The organism is Micromonospora sp. CPCC 206061 (genome assembly GCF_036906915.1).
Taxonomy (GTDB): domain Bacteria; phylum Actinomycetota; class Actinomycetes; order Mycobacteriales; family Micromonosporaceae; genus Phytohabitans.
The window spans coordinates 1-17,105 of the sequence record NZ_JBAKHX010000117.1 but is presented as its reverse complement, the minus strand read 5'-3'; the positions used below and the strand labels follow the sequence as shown (position 1 = coordinate 17,105).

Annotated in this window: 21 protein-coding genes and 1 pseudogene; 14 read left to right on the top strand and 8 right to left on the bottom strand. The window is 69.0% G+C overall.

The features are described from left to right. On the top strand, positions 1 to 609 hold a 609-nt coding region (locus tag V6V89_RS38410), incomplete at its 5' end, for a DUF3592 domain-containing protein (RefSeq protein ID WP_334624598.1). 258 nt (positions 610 to 867) lie between these two features. Here V6V89_RS38410 and V6V89_RS38405 read toward each other — a convergent pair. Both V6V89_RS38405 and V6V89_RS38400 read right to left on the bottom strand, forming a co-directional pair. After that, a complete protein-coding gene (locus tag V6V89_RS38405; protein WP_334624597.1) occupies positions 868 to 1,020 on the bottom strand; it encodes a hypothetical protein in 153 nt (50 codons plus the stop codon). Continuing rightward, positions 1,017 to 1,979, bottom strand: a complete 963-nt coding sequence (locus V6V89_RS38400) for a hypothetical protein (RefSeq protein ID WP_334624595.1) — start codon at positions 1,977 to 1,979, stop codon at positions 1,017 to 1,019. Before V6V89_RS38400 ends, V6V89_RS38405 begins: the two co-directional genes overlap by 4 nt. Positions 1,980 to 2,092: 113 nt before the next feature. Between V6V89_RS38400 and V6V89_RS38395 the strand changes: the two genes are divergently transcribed. Continuing rightward, positions 2,093 to 2,806: a TetR/AcrR family transcriptional regulator gene (locus V6V89_RS38395; protein ID WP_334624594.1), complete on the top strand. Its 714-nt coding sequence runs from the start codon at positions 2,093 to 2,095 to the stop codon at positions 2,804 to 2,806. A gap of 197 nt (positions 2,807 to 3,003) precedes the next feature. Next, positions 3,004 to 3,213: pseudogene (locus V6V89_RS38390) on the top strand (macro domain-containing protein); the annotation flags it as partial. 18 nt (positions 3,214 to 3,231) lie between these two features. On the opposite strand, the gene V6V89_RS38385 reads toward V6V89_RS38390, so the two are convergent. Beyond that, entirely contained in the window at positions 3,232 to 3,636 is a 405-nt protein-coding gene (locus V6V89_RS38385; RefSeq protein ID WP_334624593.1) for a type II toxin-antitoxin system VapC family toxin, read from the bottom strand. 376 nt (positions 3,637 to 4,012) lie between these two features. Between V6V89_RS38385 and V6V89_RS38380 the strand changes: the two genes are divergently transcribed. Next, positions 4,013 to 5,605: an SAM-dependent methyltransferase gene (locus V6V89_RS38380; protein WP_334624592.1), complete on the top strand. Its 1,593-nt coding sequence runs from the start codon at positions 4,013 to 4,015 to the stop codon at positions 5,603 to 5,605. A gap of 103 nt (positions 5,606 to 5,708) precedes the next feature. Then, positions 5,709 to 7,448, top strand: a complete 1,740-nt coding sequence (locus tag V6V89_RS38375) for an Hsp70 family protein (protein WP_334624591.1) — start codon at positions 5,709 to 5,711, stop codon at positions 7,446 to 7,448. A 100-nt stretch (positions 7,449 to 7,548) separates the two neighbouring features. Here V6V89_RS38375 and V6V89_RS38370 read toward each other — a convergent pair whose 3' ends face one another. Next, complete coding sequence (locus V6V89_RS38370; protein ID WP_334624590.1) at positions 7,549 to 7,956, bottom strand: hypothetical protein; 408 nt, start codon at positions 7,954 to 7,956, stop codon at positions 7,549 to 7,551. Between the two features lie 85 nt (positions 7,957 to 8,041). On the opposite strand from V6V89_RS38370, the gene V6V89_RS38365 reads away from it, so the two are divergent. Both V6V89_RS38365 and V6V89_RS38360 read left to right on the top strand, forming a co-directional pair. Further along, positions 8,042 to 10,303: a helix-turn-helix transcriptional regulator gene (locus V6V89_RS38365; RefSeq protein ID WP_334624589.1), complete on the top strand. Its 2,262-nt coding sequence runs from the start codon at positions 8,042 to 8,044 to the stop codon at positions 10,301 to 10,303. A gap of 353 nt (positions 10,304 to 10,656) precedes the next feature. Continuing rightward, entirely contained in the window at positions 10,657 to 11,010 is a 354-nt protein-coding gene (locus V6V89_RS38360; protein WP_334624588.1) for a tyrosine-type recombinase/integrase, read from the top strand. 96 nt (positions 11,011 to 11,106) lie between these two features. Here V6V89_RS38360 and V6V89_RS38355 read toward each other — a convergent pair whose 3' ends face one another. Both V6V89_RS38355 and V6V89_RS38350 read right to left on the bottom strand, forming a co-directional pair. Further along, on the bottom strand, positions 11,107 to 11,841 hold the full coding sequence (locus tag V6V89_RS38355) for an ASCH domain-containing protein (RefSeq protein ID WP_334624587.1): 735 nt from the start codon (positions 11,839 to 11,841) through the stop codon (positions 11,107 to 11,109). Between the two features lie 90 nt (positions 11,842 to 11,931). Further along, the gene (locus tag V6V89_RS38350; RefSeq protein ID WP_334624586.1) at positions 11,932 to 12,291 is read right to left on the bottom strand and encodes a hypothetical protein; all 360 of its coding nucleotides are present in this window, start codon (positions 12,289 to 12,291) and stop codon (positions 11,932 to 11,934) included. A 164-nt stretch (positions 12,292 to 12,455) separates the two neighbouring features. Here V6V89_RS38350 and V6V89_RS38345 point away from each other — a divergent pair, with 164 nt between their 5' ends. From V6V89_RS38345 to V6V89_RS38330, 4 genes are all read left to right on the top strand, one after another. Beyond that, complete coding sequence (locus V6V89_RS38345) at positions 12,456 to 12,785, top strand: nucleoside triphosphate pyrophosphohydrolase family protein (RefSeq protein WP_334624585.1); 330 nt, start codon at positions 12,456 to 12,458, stop codon at positions 12,783 to 12,785. Positions 12,786 to 13,017: 232 nt separating this feature from the next. Beyond that, complete coding sequence (locus V6V89_RS38340; protein WP_334624584.1) at positions 13,018 to 13,140, top strand: hypothetical protein; 123 nt, start codon at positions 13,018 to 13,020, stop codon at positions 13,138 to 13,140. A gap of 212 nt (positions 13,141 to 13,352) precedes the next feature. After that, positions 13,353 to 13,634, top strand: a complete 282-nt coding sequence (locus tag V6V89_RS38335) for a hypothetical protein (RefSeq protein ID WP_334624583.1) — start codon at positions 13,353 to 13,355, stop codon at positions 13,632 to 13,634. Between the two features lie 408 nt (positions 13,635 to 14,042). Further along, entirely contained in the window at positions 14,043 to 14,438 is a 396-nt protein-coding gene (locus V6V89_RS38330) for a VOC family protein (protein ID WP_334624582.1), read from the top strand. Between the two features lie 423 nt (positions 14,439 to 14,861). Here the strand turns inward: V6V89_RS38330 and V6V89_RS38325 are convergent, their stop codons facing one another. Further along, entirely contained in the window at positions 14,862 to 15,080 is a 219-nt protein-coding gene (locus V6V89_RS38325; RefSeq protein ID WP_334624581.1) for a hypothetical protein, read from the bottom strand. Between V6V89_RS38325 and V6V89_RS38320 the strand changes: the two genes are divergently transcribed. The 3 genes from V6V89_RS38320 to V6V89_RS38310 all read left to right on the top strand — a co-directional run bounded on the left by V6V89_RS38320 (position 15,067) and on the right by V6V89_RS38310 (position 16,608). Continuing rightward, complete coding sequence (locus tag V6V89_RS38320) at positions 15,067 to 15,438, top strand: hypothetical protein (protein WP_334624580.1); 372 nt, start codon at positions 15,067 to 15,069, stop codon at positions 15,436 to 15,438. The two genes, V6V89_RS38325 and V6V89_RS38320, sit on opposite strands and share 14 nt — an antisense overlap. 173 nt (positions 15,439 to 15,611) lie before the next feature. After that, positions 15,612 to 15,836, top strand: a complete 225-nt coding sequence (locus tag V6V89_RS38315; RefSeq protein WP_334624579.1) for a hypothetical protein — start codon at positions 15,612 to 15,614, stop codon at positions 15,834 to 15,836. 127 nt (positions 15,837 to 15,963) lie between these two features. Then, positions 15,964 to 16,608: a YceI family protein gene (locus V6V89_RS38310; protein ID WP_442935301.1), complete on the top strand. Its 645-nt coding sequence runs from the start codon at positions 15,964 to 15,966 to the stop codon at positions 16,606 to 16,608. 134 nt (positions 16,609 to 16,742) lie between these two features. Here the strand turns inward: V6V89_RS38310 and V6V89_RS38305 are convergent. Beyond that, positions 16,743 to 17,105: hypothetical protein (locus V6V89_RS38305; protein ID WP_334624577.1), on the bottom strand; the 363-nt coding region annotated here is incomplete at its 5' end.

The window sequence follows — 17,105 nt, the reverse complement described above, 5'->3', positions numbered from 1 at the left end:
TCGCTGACCAGCAACGACTCAGAACCGATCACACTCGCGTGCCTACGAACTGCGGAACTCGGGCGCGACGATCACGCCGAGAACAGCAACCGCGATCCAGGCCTCGCGCGACATGCCGCCACCGTAACCGAGGATCCGCCAGCACGCAGGAGCGCAGAACTTGACCTGCCGGCCGGGAACAGGCAGTGGCCGCGTTTGTCCGAGGACGACCGGACCAGCACAAACGCGATCGTCGGAGGCGTGGCCCTTCTCGGCATGTCCATCTATGGATTTAGCGTCGATCATAGGTTGATCACCCAAGGCGTTACCACGGAGGCCAAGGTTGTCGACATCTCAACTGGCGGCAGAGGTGACCGGATAACGGTCGAGTTCCACGCCCGCGACGGCCAGGCTGTGAGCACTGACTGCAGATGCCGGCCCAACGAGGTGGCTGTAGGCGGTACCGTCCGGATCCGTTATAACCCTTCCTCCCCAAACGGTGTCGTGGAACCGGCCAGTCACCGACCTTCACGCGATATGGCGGTCGCCACCTTGGCTGGCGCCGCGCTGTTTCCGGCCGCCTGCGTCACGGCGTGGCTCTTCCTGCGACGCAAGGAAATGCCACGATGAGCCGGGGGTCATCACCGGCCACCATGTTCCATGGGAATACCCGCCGAACCTACTGGCTGACTGCGGCAGCCGACAACTGTCGGGCCCACCGCCATGGCACTGTCATCCGCCCGGCGGGACGCTGGCGAGCGGCACCCGTCGTCACCTTCGGTGACGAGCGGATCGCGGCATATCCGGACGCCTTGATCCGTACTGTGCGAACGGCAAGGTCATTGTCGGCGTGCTCCGCGGCACCTATGACGGCGGGCATGCCGGGAGTCAGTCCTCCATGTGGCGATGCCGAGGCCGATACCCGCGAGCCCACCACAGTGCCGTAGCCGCGCCCGCGAGCAGCAGCGCGACCCCGATGAACGCCTTGGCGCCGCCGTGGGGTGCGACGTGCCCGGCGTGGGCCAGCGCAGTCGCCGTCATCGCGCGTTGAAGGTGGTTGCGACGGCGGGGGCCTCGGCGAGGTGGATGGTGTGGGTGGTCGCGATATGCAGCCAGGCGTTGCCGGTCCGCAGCGTCGTGACGGCCTTCGCGAGGCCCCAGAACGCGACCTGCATGAACCAGGCCAGGGACAGGGCGACCTGCGCGAGTGAGCCCCATGAGAGGAACGCCTCGGTGATGTTGAGGGCGCCGTACGCGAGGGCGGACAGGACCGATCCGGTCACCCACGACCGCGCCAGGACCGACAGCCGCGGGGTCAGCAGCGACTGAGTCGTGATCATGATGGGCAGGAACGATCCGAGGGTGAACAGCACGAGGGTGAGCGCGTGCCCGGTGACGGAGGTCGTGTAGTACTCCGGGGTGGCGACGAAGAAGATCGGCGGGAGCCCGACGAGGATGACGTACGGTATCCACACCTTCGGCCGGTCGAATCGCAGCAGCATGCTGTCCGGACGGTAGCCCAACCGGTAACGGAAGAACCAGTACGGCAGCACCGCGAGGGTGACGAAGTTGAAGATCGCCCAGGTCAGGGTGGTCGCAGGGGTCTGCTGGTCCCAGACGGCCTGCGCACCGGGGGCGAGCCCGACGAATGCAATGTGGGTGCGGATATCGAACACGCTGCCGACCGCCAGGACTGCCGCCATCCACGCCAGCAGGCCGGCGGTCTCCTTGCCGGGGTTGCGGAAGTCGGGGGCGTTGCGGTGATCGAGCGGTGCGTGGCGCCGCGCGAGCAGGAATAGGAACGCCATGCCGACGACGCCGCCGACGATGCCGGAGAAGTACCCGATCGGCTCTTGGTCGCTGAGCGGCAGCACAGACCGGTCGGTCGTGAAGATGTAGACGGTCGCGGCCGCCCAGGCGGCGAGGAACAGCAGCAGCCATCGGTTGGTGAACAGGTCACGGACGGCGGTCGGTGCCGTCGTCGGTGCGGCCGTGGTCATGGAGGAACTCCCCGAAAGGTTAGACCGGACAAGAACGATGTTCTTATTGAGAGCATCGTTCTCCTTTCTCAGCCTGTCAAGAACAGTGTTCTCGTTTGTGGGACCATGACCGGATGACGACCGCTTCCACCGGCCTGCGGGCCCGCCGCCGACAGGAGCTGCTCGCCGCCATCCGCACCGCCGCCCTCAAGGAGTTGCGCCGCACCGGCGCCGCCGGCCTGTCCCTGCGCGCCGTCGCCCGCGACGTCGGAATCGCCGTTTCCGCCCTATACCGCTACTTCCCGAGCCGGGACGAGCTGCTGACCGACCTCATCGTCGCCGCGTTCGACGCGCACGCCGACGCCGTCGAAGCCGGCGGCGCACACGACGACGTCGCAGAGGCACTGCGTGGGCTCTGGCATGCGTACCGGGCCTGGGCGGTGGCCCACCCAGCCGAGTTCGGGCTCGCCTACGGCACACCGGTACCCGGCTACGTCGCACCACCGGAACACACCGTGCGTGCCGGCACCCGCATCGGCCAGTGCGCCCTCGCGCTGCTCGCCCGCGCCTACGCCGAAGGCCGCCTCGACCCCGACACACTGCACCGGCGCGCCACCCGCCTGTCACCAGGCACCGCCGAACAACTCGAAACCTGGTCCGACCGGCACGGACAACCGATCCCGACAGAGGTCCTCGCCGTCTGGCTCGACCTGTTCGTGCACCTGCACGGCCTGGTGTCCATGGAGGTGTTCGGCCTGCTACGCCCGATCACCCCAAACGCCACCCCCTACGCCGCCGAAGTCATCGACACCGAACTCGCCGCCTTGATCACAACTCGACGGTCCTGACCTCCGAAATCGGGTGCAGTCCGGGTCGTTCGGCACCGGACGGCCCACGCCCAGTGGCACGGGTGATCGACGCGCGACCAGCGGCATAGAAAGAGGCCAACGCAGCTGTCGTCTTCCCACAGGCTCGCCGAGCGAACCGCGTAGCAATCCCCGGCCATGGACGCGGTATCAGCGGGCGTGGCGTGAGAGGTAATACAGTGCGGATCGAGCTGGTCACCGGTGACATCACGACCGAGCAGGTCGACGCCATCGTCAACGCGGCGAGCTCGTCGCTGCTGGGCGGCGGCGGAGTCGACGGGGCGATTCACCGCAAGGGAGGCCCGGCGATTCTGCAGGAGTGCCGCGATCTCCGCGCAAGCCGTTACGGGCGAGGTCTGCAGGTCGGACAAGCGGTGGCAACCACCGCGGGGCGGCTACCGCTGTTGCTACTCGTCGGCGAGTAGGGCTAGCAGGGGCGCCACCGGAACGACGTTCTTGGCCTTGGCCGCCATGTCCGGATCGACCGTGACCAGAGCGTCTGCCTGCAACCGCGTTACCGCCAGGTACTCGGCATCGCGCAGCGTGTCCCAGTTCTCTTGACGCGCGATCCGCCAGGCCGTTGCGCGCGACACCCGGTCGCCGAGGAGTCGCATCTTGAGTTCCGTGATCCGCTCATGAGCCTCCAGCGCTGCACGGTCCGTGCGCTTGCCTCGACGGACGTCATGCCACAGCAGCTGCAATCCCTCCGAGCGAATGATGTTCGGTGCGACCAACTGATGACCGCGGTCGACGGCGAGAGCGTTGTCGACGAGATGCAGCAAGGTGATGGCGTCGATCACGTAGCGGGCCATCGCTTCAGAGTAAGGGCGACGACGCCATGACTGAGCCGCCCGGCGCACCAACGACCACGCCGGCACATCGGCACGAGCGGGCGTCGACGACCGGCCTCAGCCGTCGCGTAAGCGCTGTTGTTGTCGTCGACCTCACCGACGTTGAATCACCCAGATATGTCGGATCTTGCGCTCAAGAGGGACGGCCTGGTAACGTGCGCGAGCTCGATATGAGCCTCTCGAGGCGTGAGGAGGTGGGTTGATGACCGTCCAGTTCGGTGCTGCCGTGTGCAGCGCCTCCGCCATCCCCGCCTTCAGTGCCCGGGGCTGACGCCGCGCATCTTCGTCTGTTCAGTTCTCGGGTCCTTCCTCTCTCGACAAAGGACCTTTCTTCGCCATGAGCGACTCTTCCCTGCACGACATCCAGAACCGCATCGCCGTGAGCACGGCGCCACGTGCTGGCACCTACCCGGCTGACTGGATTCTCGAGAACCAGATGGGCCCGAATGCCCTCTGGCTGGTCGATGAGCTGACCGCCGTAATGGACCTGCGGCCGGGCATGCGCGTCCTCGATCTCGGCTGCGGACGCGCGTTGACATCCGTCTTCCTCGCCCGCGAGTACCAGGTGCAGGTCACCGCGGCGGACCTGTGGGTCGACCCATCCGACAACTGGACCCGGATCCGCGCAGCCGGTGTCGAAGACTCGGTGGTCCCGCTGCGCGTCGACGCGCACGACTTCAAGTTCGCCGACGGATACTTCGACGCGGTGGTGTGCGTCGACGCGTACGAGTATTTCGGCACGGATCACTGGTTCCTGCCGTCGCTGCTTCGGTTCCTTCGGCCCGGCGGGCAGGTCGGCGTCGTTACCCCCGGCGTGAGGCGGGAGCTGGCCGGACGGACGCCTGATCACCTCAAAACGGGGTGGAACTGGGAATTCAACGGGTTCCACACTCCGGAGTGGTGGCGGCAATTGTGGGAGTCCACCGAGAAGGTGGACGTCGAACGTGCGGATCTCCTCCCAGACGGTGGCGCGAACTGGCTGGCGTGGGAGGAGGCGGTGTTGGCAACCGACCCGGATCGCGGCTCGGCCGACATCGTCGTGATGCTGCGGGCCGATGCCGGGCAGACGTTGGGATTCGCACGGGTCGTGGCGCGCAAGCCGGAGGAATTCGGAGACAGCCCAACGCAGGTCTCCCTGCGGAAGCCGCCGACCGCCGCGCCGGGCGCCCTGGCCGAGCGGCTGACGCTGCCGCGTTATCCGCGCAGCGCCGCGTACGACCCGGCGTGGGTCATGGCCAACGTGATGGGACCGCAGCCGCTGTGGCTCGCCGAGTGGCTGACCGACGTGATGCAGCTGGAGCCGGGGATGCGTGTGCTCGACCTTGGCTGCGGAACGGCGTTGACGTCGGTGTTCCTGGCCCGCGAATTCGGAGCGCACGTCACGGCCGCGGATCTGTGGATCGCGCCGGGAGACAACTGGCGGCGGGTGCTCCACGCCGATACGGGCGCGGGATCGGTGACGCCGCTTCGGGTCGAGGCGCACGAGCTGCCGTTCGCCGACGGGTACTTCGACGCGGTGGTCAGTGTGGACGCATACCACTACTTCGGCACCGACGTCCGGTACCTGCCGACGCTGGCCCGGTGCGTCCGTCAGGGCGGAAAACTCGGAATGGTCGCGCCGGCGACGAGCGTCGATTTCGACGTGGAGCCGGTGCCGGAGCACCTGGCGGCGTGGGCCGGCGCGGATTTCTGGACGTTTCGAACCCCAGAATGGTGGCGGCGGACCTGGGAGCGAAGCGGGGCCGTCGAAGTGGAGACCGCCGACAGTCTGGAGGACGGCTGGCGGGATTGGTTGCTGTGGTGCGAGGTGTGCGCGGAGTTCGGTGATCCGGAATGGACGGTCGGTCCGGCCCGTGACGAAGCAACCACGGTCCGGGCTGACGCCGGACGCGCGTTGACGTTCGCGCGGGTGGTGGCGTCCCGCAGCTGATACCGCGAGCGCCCGCGGCCGCGCGCGTCGCGGCCGTGGGCGCTAATCTTGCCGGCTCCGCCGGCCACCCAATTTCGTGCGGGTAGACGCTACGGTGGCCTCCGTGAGCGCTGCGGGAGTTCGGCTGGGCATCGATTTTGGTACGTCGAACACAGTCGCGGTCGTGGCGCTGCCCGGCCGGGAGCCCCGTCCATTGCTCTTCGACGGCTCACCGCTGCTGCCCTCCGCGGTCTGCCTGGACCCAGCGGCCCGGCTGCTGGTCGGCCGGGACGCGCTGCACACCTCGCTGGCATCTCCCGCCTCGTTCGAGCCCTTTCCGAAGCGCTGCATCGACGACGAGACGGTGCTACTGGGCGAGACGCAGGTGCCGGTTCCAGACCTCATCGCGGCGGCGTTGCGCCGGGTCGCCGCCGAGGTCGCCGTCATCGCCTCCGATCCGGTCACCGAGGTGGTCCTCACCTGCCCCGCGGCCTGGGGCGCGCGGCGCCGCGACGTGCTGCTCGCGGCCGCCGCCCAGGCCCTCCCGGGCACCGTACGCCTGGTGACCGAGCCGGTCGCCGCCGCCGGCTTCTTCGTCGATGCGGCGGGTGGCCAGGTCCCGGTCGGCCACTGCGCGGTCGTGTACGACTTCGGCGCCGGCACCTTCGACGCGTCGGTTTTACGGCGCACCGCGACCGGCTTCACGACCGTAGCCGCCGAAGGGCTTCCGGACGCCGGCGGCCTGGACATCGACGCCGCCATCGTCGCGAGACTCGGTGAGACCGTCGGCGCGCAGGATGCGGCACTGTGGCAACGGCTGGTGCATCCGGAGACCACCGGCGACCGGCGGGCCAGCCGTCAACTGTGGGACAACGCGCGGGCCGGCAAGGAGATGCTGTCCCGGGCCACGACCACACTCATCCACGTACCGCTACTCGACGCGGACGCGCCGCTCGGTCGCGAGGAGTTGGAGCAGATCGCGGGACCGGTCCTGGAGCGGACGGTCGAGGCGGTCCGGCTGGTGCTCCAGCGCGCCGGGATCGAGGCGCACGAGATCGCCGCGGTCTTCCTGGCCGGCGGGTCCAGCCGCATCCCCGCCGTGGCCACCTTCCTGCACCGGGCGCTCGGCATCGCACCGACCAATGTGGAGCAGCCCGAACTGGCGGTGGCCGAGGGCAGCCTCCGTACCGTGGAATCGGTTCCCGAGGAGGAGCCCACGACCTCGGCGGCGGCCTGGCCCCCGATCCTGCCGGTAGCGGCCCCCGCCCGGCCGCGGCGCCGGCCCGCGGTGATCCTCACGCTCGGCGCCACCGCAGTGGTGTTCGCGGCCGCCGGCGTGGCGGCGGCCGCCCTCGGCGACGACGGCCAACAGAAGCAGGGCGCCAGCCCGACGACGCCCGCCGCCGCGAGCCCATCCCCCACACCGTCGCCGACGCCGCCGTTCGCGCCCAGCCTCGACCCGTGCGCGGTGGGCACCTGGCGGTCCACATCAATCACCTCCTTCCACACGATCAACGGCGACCGGGTCGCGCTCACCGGCCGGGCCGGCGCCATCATGACCTACCGGCCGGACGGCACAGCCACGGCCGACTTCAACAAGAGCACGGAAAAGGTCGCCAACCATGACGGCGCACGATGGACCGAGCTGGTCAGAGGGACGGCCACGTTCCGCGTTCGGCACACAGGCGGCAAGGAGTACATCTCCGACATCAGGGCGAAGGGGACAGCTACCCTGTACCGTAACGGGAAACGGGACAACCAGATCCCGCTGGCGTTCGTGCCTGGGCCGGAAGAATACTTCTGCTCCGCGGACCGGCTAGAGTTCCACGGCGCGGGAACGAGCGTGTGGACCCGTGTGCGTTGAGCCCGGGCCGCGCCTGCTACGCGTTTCGGCACCGCAGGCGTGGCAAGCCGACGTCTCGGTGTGGGTTACGGCTTGGCTCCAGCTGATCCGGAGGTTGCGGTTAGCGCCACCGGTCCCCTCGCCGCGTTACGTACCGCGTGAACGCGAAACGCCACGGGATGACGGCGAGGATGAGCACGACCAGAGAGCAGGAGACCGCGACCTCCCGCGTCGCGGCGTCCATCGCACCGCCCTGCGGCACCGCGACCAGGGCGAGCCAGATCAGCTTCCACGCCGACTCGAACAGCAGGACCGGCACCATAGCAACGGGATACCGGAGCCCCAGCAGCGACACCAACGACAGCGCCACCAGCATGCACGTCACGGCCCCGTCCATGAGCGGCCTGTCGGCGACGCCGACGAGCCGGGGCCACTGCACGACGACGAGGCCGACGACGATGAGGGCGTACCCGGCCCGTAGCAGGTTCAGCCGCCACAGCGGAAGGTCGGAGGTGTGTGCGTCAGTCATGCCGACGAACGTATGCGGCGGGCGTGTTCCGGCCATCAGTGCAGGTACTGAGCCGGTACTGAGCCGGGTGTAGTAGCTTCCAATCGTGGCCAGGCCCGCCGACCGACCGGGGAACCTTCCCGTCGCGGCGACGAGTTTCGTCGGGCGGCGACGGGAGCTGGCCGACGTCCGGGCGAAGCTGGCGGCGGCGCGGCTGGTCACCCTGGTCGGGCCGGGTGGTGTCGGCAAGACCCGCCTGGCGGTCCGCGCGGCGTCCGGGCTCGCGCGTGCCTTCCCGGGCGGCGCCTGGGTCGTGGAGCTCGCCGAGGTGCGGGACCCGGCGCTGGCCGTCGGTGCCGTCGTCGCCGCGCTGGACCTGCGCGACCAGGCCTCGGCGAGCCCGGAGCGGCTGCTGCGGATCTACCTGCGGGACAAGGAGCTGCTGCTGGTCGTCGACAACTGTGAGCACGTCCTCGACGCCGTCGCCGGGCTCGTCGACGACGTGATCCGGTCGGCGCCCGGGGTGCGTGTGCTCGCGACCAGCCGCGAGCCGCTGTCGGTGGCCGGTGAGCATGTGCTGCCCGTCCCGCCGCTGCGGCTGCCGGACGGCACCGAGCCGCTGACGCACGTACGGCACACCGAAGCGGTCAGTCTGTTCGCCGAGCGGGCCGCGGCGGCGACGGGAACGTTCGAGGTGACCGCCGCCAACGTGGAGGCCGTCGTCGAAGTGTGCCGCCGGCTCGACGGCCTGCCGCTGGCGATCGAGCTGGCGGCGGTCCGGACGCGGGCGCTGAGCCCCGAGCAGATCCGTGACCGCCTCAGCGACAGGTTCGCGCTGCTCACGGGAGGTTCCAGGACCGCGCTGCCACGGCAGCAGGCGCTCCACACGACCGTCGAGTGGAGCTACGACCTGCTGACGCCGGACGAGCGGACGCTGCTGGCACGGCTGTGCGTGTTCGCGGGCAGGTTCAACCTCGACGACGTCGAGGCGGTGTGCTGCTTCGGCGGCGTGCCGGCCCGTCGCGCCCTGGATCTGCTGTCGTCGCTGCTGGACAAGTCGCTGGTGATGAAGGAAGACGTCGCGGCGGTCGCCTGCTACCGGCTGCACGAGACGATGCGGGAGTACGCGCGGGCCCAACTGCGCGCCACCGGGGAGGAGGACACCACCGAAGGCCGCTGCCTCTCGCACTACCTGTCGCGGTGCCGGACGTTCGCGGCTGAGGGCAGGCACCGGTTGGTGGAGTGGCTTCGGTGGATGGACGTGGAGGCCGACAACGTCCGCGCCGTGCTCGTCAGGTGCCGCGATCGGGGTGACCTGCGGCACGCCGTCGCCCTGGCCGATGCGCTGCTCTGGTACTGGGTGACCCGCGCGACCGCCGAGGGTGTGCGATGGCTCGACGAACTGCTCGCCCGCACGCCGGCGCCACCGTGGGCGTATTTCGCCCGTGGATTTCTCGCCGTGTTGCAGAACGACGCCGCGGCCGCGACGGCCGCCCTCGACCAGGCCGTCGCCCTGGCCGCCGGACAGCCGGAGGTGCTGTCACAGTCGCTGGCGATGGCGTCGATCGCGGCGTCGATGACCGGCGACCGCGTGACCGCCCGGCGCCTGCTCGGCGAGGCCCGCGACGTCGCCCCCGGCGACCTCGGGTCGACGTTGATGGTGTTGCAGGCGCGGGCACTCAACGGGCTCGCCGACGGCGACCTCGACGCCGCCCGGGCCGCGGCGGCGGAAGGGGTGCGGCGCAGCCGTGCGGCCGGGGACCGCTACAGCCTCGGCATGATGCTGATGAACGAGGGCTTCGCCACCTTGGCTACCGGGGACGTCCCCGGGTCCGAGCCGCGGTTCACCGAAGGGCTGCGGATCGCACACGACCTGGACGACCGGGTCGCCCAAGGTTACCTGCTCGGCGCGCTGGGCTGCTGCGCGGCGGCCCGCGAGCCCCGGCTCGCGGCCCGGCTGTTCGGGGCGATGCAACACCTCCGTTCCGAGGCCGGAGCCACCGTCAACGCCGGGATGGCGCCCGTGCTGACGAGGGCGGCTTCGTCTGTACGGGCGTCGCTGGGCCCGGCGACGTTCGACGCGGAGCTCGAAGCCGGGCGGCGTCTGAGCCGGGCCGACGCGGTGCGGCTCGCCCTGCGCGAGACGGCCCCGGCCGCTCGGCCTCCGGCATCTGCCTCCGGTGTCCTCGGCAGGCGTGAGGCCGACGTGGCGAGGCTGGTGACCGAAGGGCTGAGCAACAAGGAGATCGGCGCGCGGTTGTTCATCTCCGAACGGACCGTCGAGAGCCACGTCCGCAACATCCTGACGAAACTCGGCTTCACCTCCCGCACCCAGATCGCCGGATGGGTGGCGGCGGCCGGCCACTGACCGGCTGGGCCCGACCGTCGGCCGCGGCGCGTTCACCGATCCGATCGCCGGAGATCCATGAATGGCATGGGTGAGATCAAGGTCGGCACCGCCTCGTGGACGCACAAGACGCTGCTCGAGCCCGGCAGGCCGGGGCGCGGCGGCGCTGATCGCCGAAGCCATCGCCACACTCACATCGGCATCGCGCCTATCCACTCGGATCGCGGCCCGTCGGGGTCGGTCCGAGGACCTTGCCCCCGAGCGGTGCGCGGACCTGGTGACCTACTTGGCCGGGTTTGGCGGATCCCCGCGACCGCCGCGGCTTGCGGTTCGGCTGGCCAGTGTCCTGGCGGGGAAAGTCCCAGTCCCCCCGGGTGGCCAACCAGGCGGCCGCCCAGTCAACGCCTCCCGCGTCGAAGCCGCAGCCCGCAAGGCCGCCCGCCCAGCAGGCCGGCCTCGGCCGGGTCACACCCCACCAACTCCGGTACACCCTGGCCACCCAGGCAATCAACCGGGGCATGTCCCTGGAAGCCATCGCCGCACTCCTGGGCCACCGGTCGCTGTCCATGACCCGTGTTTACGCGCGGATCGCCGACCGGACTGTCGCGGACGAGTACTTCGCGGTCTCGGAGAAGGTGGAAGCGCTCTACGACGCCCCACGCCGGCTACCCGCGGACGCCGAGGGCTCCGAGATGGGGAAGCATCCTGAGGGCACTCATTCAACATGAAGCTGTGATGTGACGCCGACATCAGCAAAGGGCGCGCTACGGGGATCGCAGCGAGAACGCCCTGAGATCCCATCGTCGGGAACTATCTACGCCGGATCACTGCATGGCTCCAGGCGCTTCAACCGTAAACGTCACAATTTCGACTTCGGCATCAGAGGGCAGGCCGGGATAGTGGTCCTGGAGGCCCGTCTTGAGCTGGTCGATGCTCGTGCCGCCATCGAGCCGAGCCTGTTCAGCGGTGAGGCGATCGAGCCGGTGGCTTTCGACGCCGGTGACAGTGCCGTTCAACGTGCGGTGGGCTTCGTCGTCCTCGAAGAACAAGATTGCGGGACCCGGCGCGATCGGATCGTCGTAGCGGACGGTGGAGGTCTTCCGCGCGGTGGCGATGTCCTCGTAGTAGCGCTTGTTAAACCGAACAATTCGACGCGCATCCGCATCGGGGAAAAAGTAGGTGTCCGGCAGAAGCTTCCGGATCGGGCGCAGTGTCGGCCCGTCGTCGGTCGGTACGGCGACGAAAACGTCGGGATGGAGGTCGAGAAGCGCTTGGCGGCAGCGGCCGCACGGCGGGATGAGGCCGCGACCCTGGTCCCCCGCAGCGGCGATTGTGACGAGCGGGCCAGCTCCCGCTGCTGCGGCAGCACCGAGCACGACGAGTTCGGCGCACGGTCCGCCGGTGAAGTGGTAGACGTTGACCGCCTCATAGATCCTGCCGGCCGTGTCCATCGCCGCCGCGGCTACCGTGTGGTTCGGGTCGCTCCCGAGAGCTGCAGCGAGCCGCTCCGCGGCCTCGATGACGTGGCGCTCGGAGTCGAAGAGCTTCATGGAGACCATGGCGCTGACCCTAAATCGGCCCAGCCGGACTCCTCGACAAATTTTGATCTCATAGGCCTGAAGACCCTCGGCATGGTCTGCAGCACACCGTCACGCCCGGCTCCCGGGCGCCGCGCGGACGACGGATGACCCGGCCTGCCAATACAGCCAGAACGGCTGCGACGAGAACGCCACCACCTCACGGCCGAAGTCCAGCCGCATCGCATGGTCACACTCAAGCCACGACTCGAACCCCACATGCTGGCCCGTGGACGCCGACCACCACCAGCCCGGGAAGTGCTTCTGCCCCCGTGACCAGCCGAAACCGCGTACCGGCGCCATCTCCTCGAACTTCACCGTCCAGCACTGCGACAACGAGCCACGACAGCGCGATCCCGCCACCTCGACGAACTCGATCTCGAAGCCGGTACGGCCGATGCCAGCCTCACCAGCGTCGATATGCCCGCGCACATACCGATCGTCTCAACTCGGCGGACAAACTTCGATGGCACAAACCCTTACGGGGACAAAGTTCGCTGGCACAGGGGACACATCCCCATGGGGCAAGGAGACGACCTGCGAGTCGCAGTAGGGCCCGGTCGGCCGGCAGAAGAGCTCGGCAATAATGGTCCGCCATGGATCTGGACCAGTACCAGCGCGGCGCCCTCCGAACCGCCGCTCCACGCGACAAGAAGAACGAGCTGCTCCACCTGGTCCTCGGGCTGGTCGGCGAATCCGGTGAGATCGCCGAGAAGTTCAAGAAATGGATCCGCGACCTTGACAGCGACGAGTCACGGATCGACCGCGCCGACATCACCAAAGAACTCGGTGACGTGCTCTGGTACGTCGCGGTCCTCGCCGACTACCTTGACCTATCGCTCGATGACATCGCGACGGCCAACCTGGCCAAGCTGGCCAGCCGCCAAGGCCGCGGCGTGCTAAGCGGCACCGGCGACGACCGCTGAACCGGGGATCTGCTTATTCCTCTGCTGAGGGCCAGTTCCACCCGGCCGGACAAACATCGATGGCACAAACCCTCACCGGGACAAAGTTCGCTGGCAGGCGGAGACACCTCGATGGCAAAGGACAGGAGCGGTTCGGGATACGGTGCGAGCGCGCTGTTCGCGGTGTTGCTGGACGCCACGCCCGGCGCCTACCGGCGCTTCGCGGAGAGTTATTACGAGGTACCGGTGGACGGTGACGCGGCCCGCGCCGGTGTTCGCGCTGCGACCGCTCACCGTCCACATGGTACGGATGCTCGATCCGGAGATCTCCCTGGCAGATCTCGATGCTGACCGGGCCGGGATCGGGTACTGCTAACGCTGGAGGCGCCGCACATACACCGCGTCGACCAGCAAGGCCTCTTCGGGCGTACGGAGCACCTCCTCTTGATCCACGCCACCGTCCGCCCGTCAGCCGCGATGGTCGGAGAGAAGGCCGGCGTCAGGGTGGTTCCGTCCGTGGCCAGGTTCACCGTGACGGTCATGCCCGTCCAGCGGTCACGACGCATGACGATGTACTCCTGGTAGAGCGTGCTGGTTGCGAAGGTGACGTACCGGCCCTCCGCGCTGACCTCCCCACCTCCGCTGGAGATCGGCCACTCCCCGGCGACGGGTGGTCCCGGCGTGCCGGTCACGGACGTACACCTGGTCATCGCAGCGGTACCCGTCGGGCATGGACTGTCCGGGCGCGTTGAAAACCACGTACCGGCCGTCCGCGCTGATCCGGGCTTCGGGCTCGATGGGCTGGATGGCAGCGGTGTGGGCGCGATTGGGCCGGCCGATGCCGACCTCACCGAGCAGGGGTGTTCCTGATCTATGCCGGTTGGCGTGCTGCGGGCAGGGCGCGTTCCTCGATACCCGCACCGTCGAGCCAGCGGTAGAACACCCGGTGCTGCGGCGCGTACGACCAGCCGCTGTGGCCGCTGTAGCTGCTGCCGAAATCGCCGTGCGACGGCGGACTGGCGATGCTGAGGTGTAGTCGTTGCAGCGGTATCGGCCGGCGCCGTACACCCGCCCAGCAGCAAGAGCGCGCATATCGTGCCGGCGAGCCGCACTAACGTTGCGTGACTTTGCTCGGACGCCTGGCGTGCACGGCCGGCGGCATGTGCGGATGCCGTCACCACGGTGATCTACGGCGTGGCGTCTGATTCGTTCAAGACCGCTGCGCCGGCTCGGTGATGGTCTTGGACCGTATTCCGTACTGATCTTCTGGGAGCCGCAATGAGGTTTGGTTACGCCATCGTGTACGTCTCGGACGTGGTCCGAGCTGTTGACTTCTACGAGCGGGCTTTCGGGCTGGCCCGCGCGTTCGTTCACGAGTCGGGCGATTTTGCCCAGCTCGATACCGGCGGCACGGCGCTTGCCTTTACCAGCCACCGGCTAGGGGCGAAGGCAGTACCAGTTCCCTACGCCGCCCTCGACCCTGCCATGCCACCGGCGGGGCTCGAGTTCACCTTCATCACCGATGACGTCGCCGGCGGCTTCGCCCGCGCGGTCGCGGCGGGTGCCACCGCCCTGGCCGAGCCGCACGACACCGCCTGGGGTCAGGTGGTCTCTTATGTCAGAGACCCCTACGGCGTCCTCGTGGGAATCGCCTCGCCGGTCACCGAGTCCTAACCGTCAAGGCCAGTCAAGGTAGATCAGCGCTGCTGGGAGCACCCGCTGCTCCCAGCAGCCTGCCACCGTCGGTTGGACGAACGCATTTCTCTCAGCATGAGCGCGCGGGTTGCTGTTGCGCTTTACCGGCCGGCCGCCATGACGATGGCGCCGCCGCCAACCCGCTGCCAGCAATGACGCCCCCAACCGCCGGGACGTGTGCCGGTCTGCTACCAGATCGCCGCCGCGCTCGGCCATCTCGGCTTCGAGACCGAGGTGATGGCGGCCTACGCCGAGGTGGTGCAGGGCGACATCACCCACGTCAGCCTCGGAGTGCCCGGGCCGGCCGTCGTCCGGGAAGACTTCACCACCAGCGGTCACACCGTGCTCTGGGCGTCGTCGTTCAGCCGGCTGGTCGACCCCACCATCGCCCAGCATCCGGCACTACTGGCCGCCGCGCATGGTGGTCAGGACAACCACGGCGCCCCGCTGGCCGTGGCGGTCCAGGGCGGCCGGGACACGTTGCTGCGCGGCGCCGTCGGCGCCATCCGACCCCCGTTCCAGATCAACTATCTGGTTCAGCCGCAGCACACTGCCGCGTTCGACCCGTGGCTCGCCGAGTTCCGTGACGCCGTGGACCACGGCGGCCTTGGCCTGGCTCACATCACGCTGGACACCATCACCGCACAGCATTGCGGTCCGGGGCGACCTGCGGGCCGCGGTGGCGTCCGGCGGGCTGACCGAAGGGCTGGAAAGCGCCGCAGTGCTGGGCTCGGTGGCGCTGATCTTGTACGGCGCGATGACCAGCGACTTCACGACCTGGGCCGGCAGCCTCCGCGGCTTCGACATAGCCCTCGGCGTCGCATACGTCGGCTTGTACGGCGCGCGCTACCTCATCGACTGGTTCGTTCTGACCGGCGACTGCACTCTGCGGACCATCCACGCCCAGCAGCAGAAGGGCGCCGCGGCGCTGCTGGCATTCTCCTGGTCATGGTGGCGATCCCCATCAGCGCCGCGGTGAACCTGTCCCTGATCAGGGCGCCCTTGTCACCTCGGCGACGCAGCTCCCGGGCTCGGCGGTGGCGAACGTTATCTCCCCAGCGCGACCCGCCGGGGCTTGCGCGAGGCACTACGCAGAACACCCGGGACCGCGACGCACTCGCCGACGCCCTCCAGAGCCACGCGTGATACCTCGTGCGGCGGGACCCGGAGGCCGCCGCTGCACTGCTTGGCGCCGGGCAGAAGGTACGCAGCCGTCCGGTACCGGCGGCACTCACGCCGCTGATCGATCGGACCCTCGCCGCCGGCAGATTGACGCTGGGCGGCCGGCGGTTCACCTCGGCGCACGCTCAGGGCGCGGTGGTCGGCGACGACGGCCTCGACGCGCTGTGTGACCGGATCGCCGTACCGCCCGACTAGGTCGCGTGGTGAGAAGCGTCACGAGCACCCATGATCAGCTCGCCATCCTTCTGACCTGCCTCTTTATGCTGGGCGCGGGGGTACGTGCGGAATGGGGGTGCATACGGTGACCGGTCCTGCCACCCGGATGTGGGAGGGCTTGACCATCCCGGCGCCGGGGGTCTATCTACTCGATCCCGCCCACAAGCGGGTCGGTTTCCTGGCTCGGCACATGATGGTCAGCCCGGTCCGAGGCGAGTTCACGGCGGCGACTGCGTGGATCGCCGTGGCGGACGACCCGCTGGCGTCGTCGGTGACCGCGACCATCGAAACGGCCAGCATCGACACCGGAAACGCTGAGCGGGACGCGCACCTGAGCAGCGCGGACTTCCTCGACGTCGCCGCCTACCCGACGCTGGAGTACCGCAGTACCGGGATCAAACGGCACGAGACCGAGGATCCGATCTTCTTCTGGGCACGCTTGAAGGCACATCGGCAGGGTCTGCGCACCGGTGGCGACCCGTCGCCGCAACGGGCGCCTGGCCGGTTCGTGCTCGCCGGCGAGCTGACCGTCAAGGCCGTCACCAGGCCGGTTGACCTGCACGTGGAGTTCGGCGGCGCCCGCCGCGACCCGTACGGCCAGGAAATCTTCGGCTTCAGCGCCACAGCGGAGATCAACCGGGAGGACTACGGACTGCTCTGGAACGTCGCCCTGGAGAGCGGCGGTGTGCTCGTGGGCAAGACGGTCCGGATCGAGATCGCGGGCGAGGGGATCCGCCAGCCCGGCCCGTAGGGCCTGCGCGGGTTCAGGCGAGGGGCGGTCGTGGGCGGCGCGGATGTCGTCGCGGTGTGTGTTCGCCCACTCCTCCAGCGCCGTCAGGATGTCGAGCAGCGTACGGCCGAGGTCGATGACCGAGGCGGGTTGCTTCAGCGGCTGGTGAGGGCGGCGATTGCCCAGCCCATCGACATCACCAGGTCGCCGTTGTTCGGGTTGGGGTCCCCGTTTCTGGCCGCGGCCGCACCACGGTCCCGGCGATCGCCGGTCCCGGGGTGGCGGGCACTGGACCGTCGGCCGTAGCCATCCACCAGGTCCAGGCGGTTGCGGCTGGCCAGCCACTCGACGATTGCGACGGGGTCGTTGGTGTAGTCGGCCGCTCGGGACGTCACGATTGTGTCTGGATCGCTGGCCTCTGCAAACCAGGGCAGGACACCCTCATGACCCTCGGTGCGGCAGATCCGTACGGCCGTGCTCGTCGCGGGTGAGCGGATGTCGGCCGTTGGGGCGTAGGG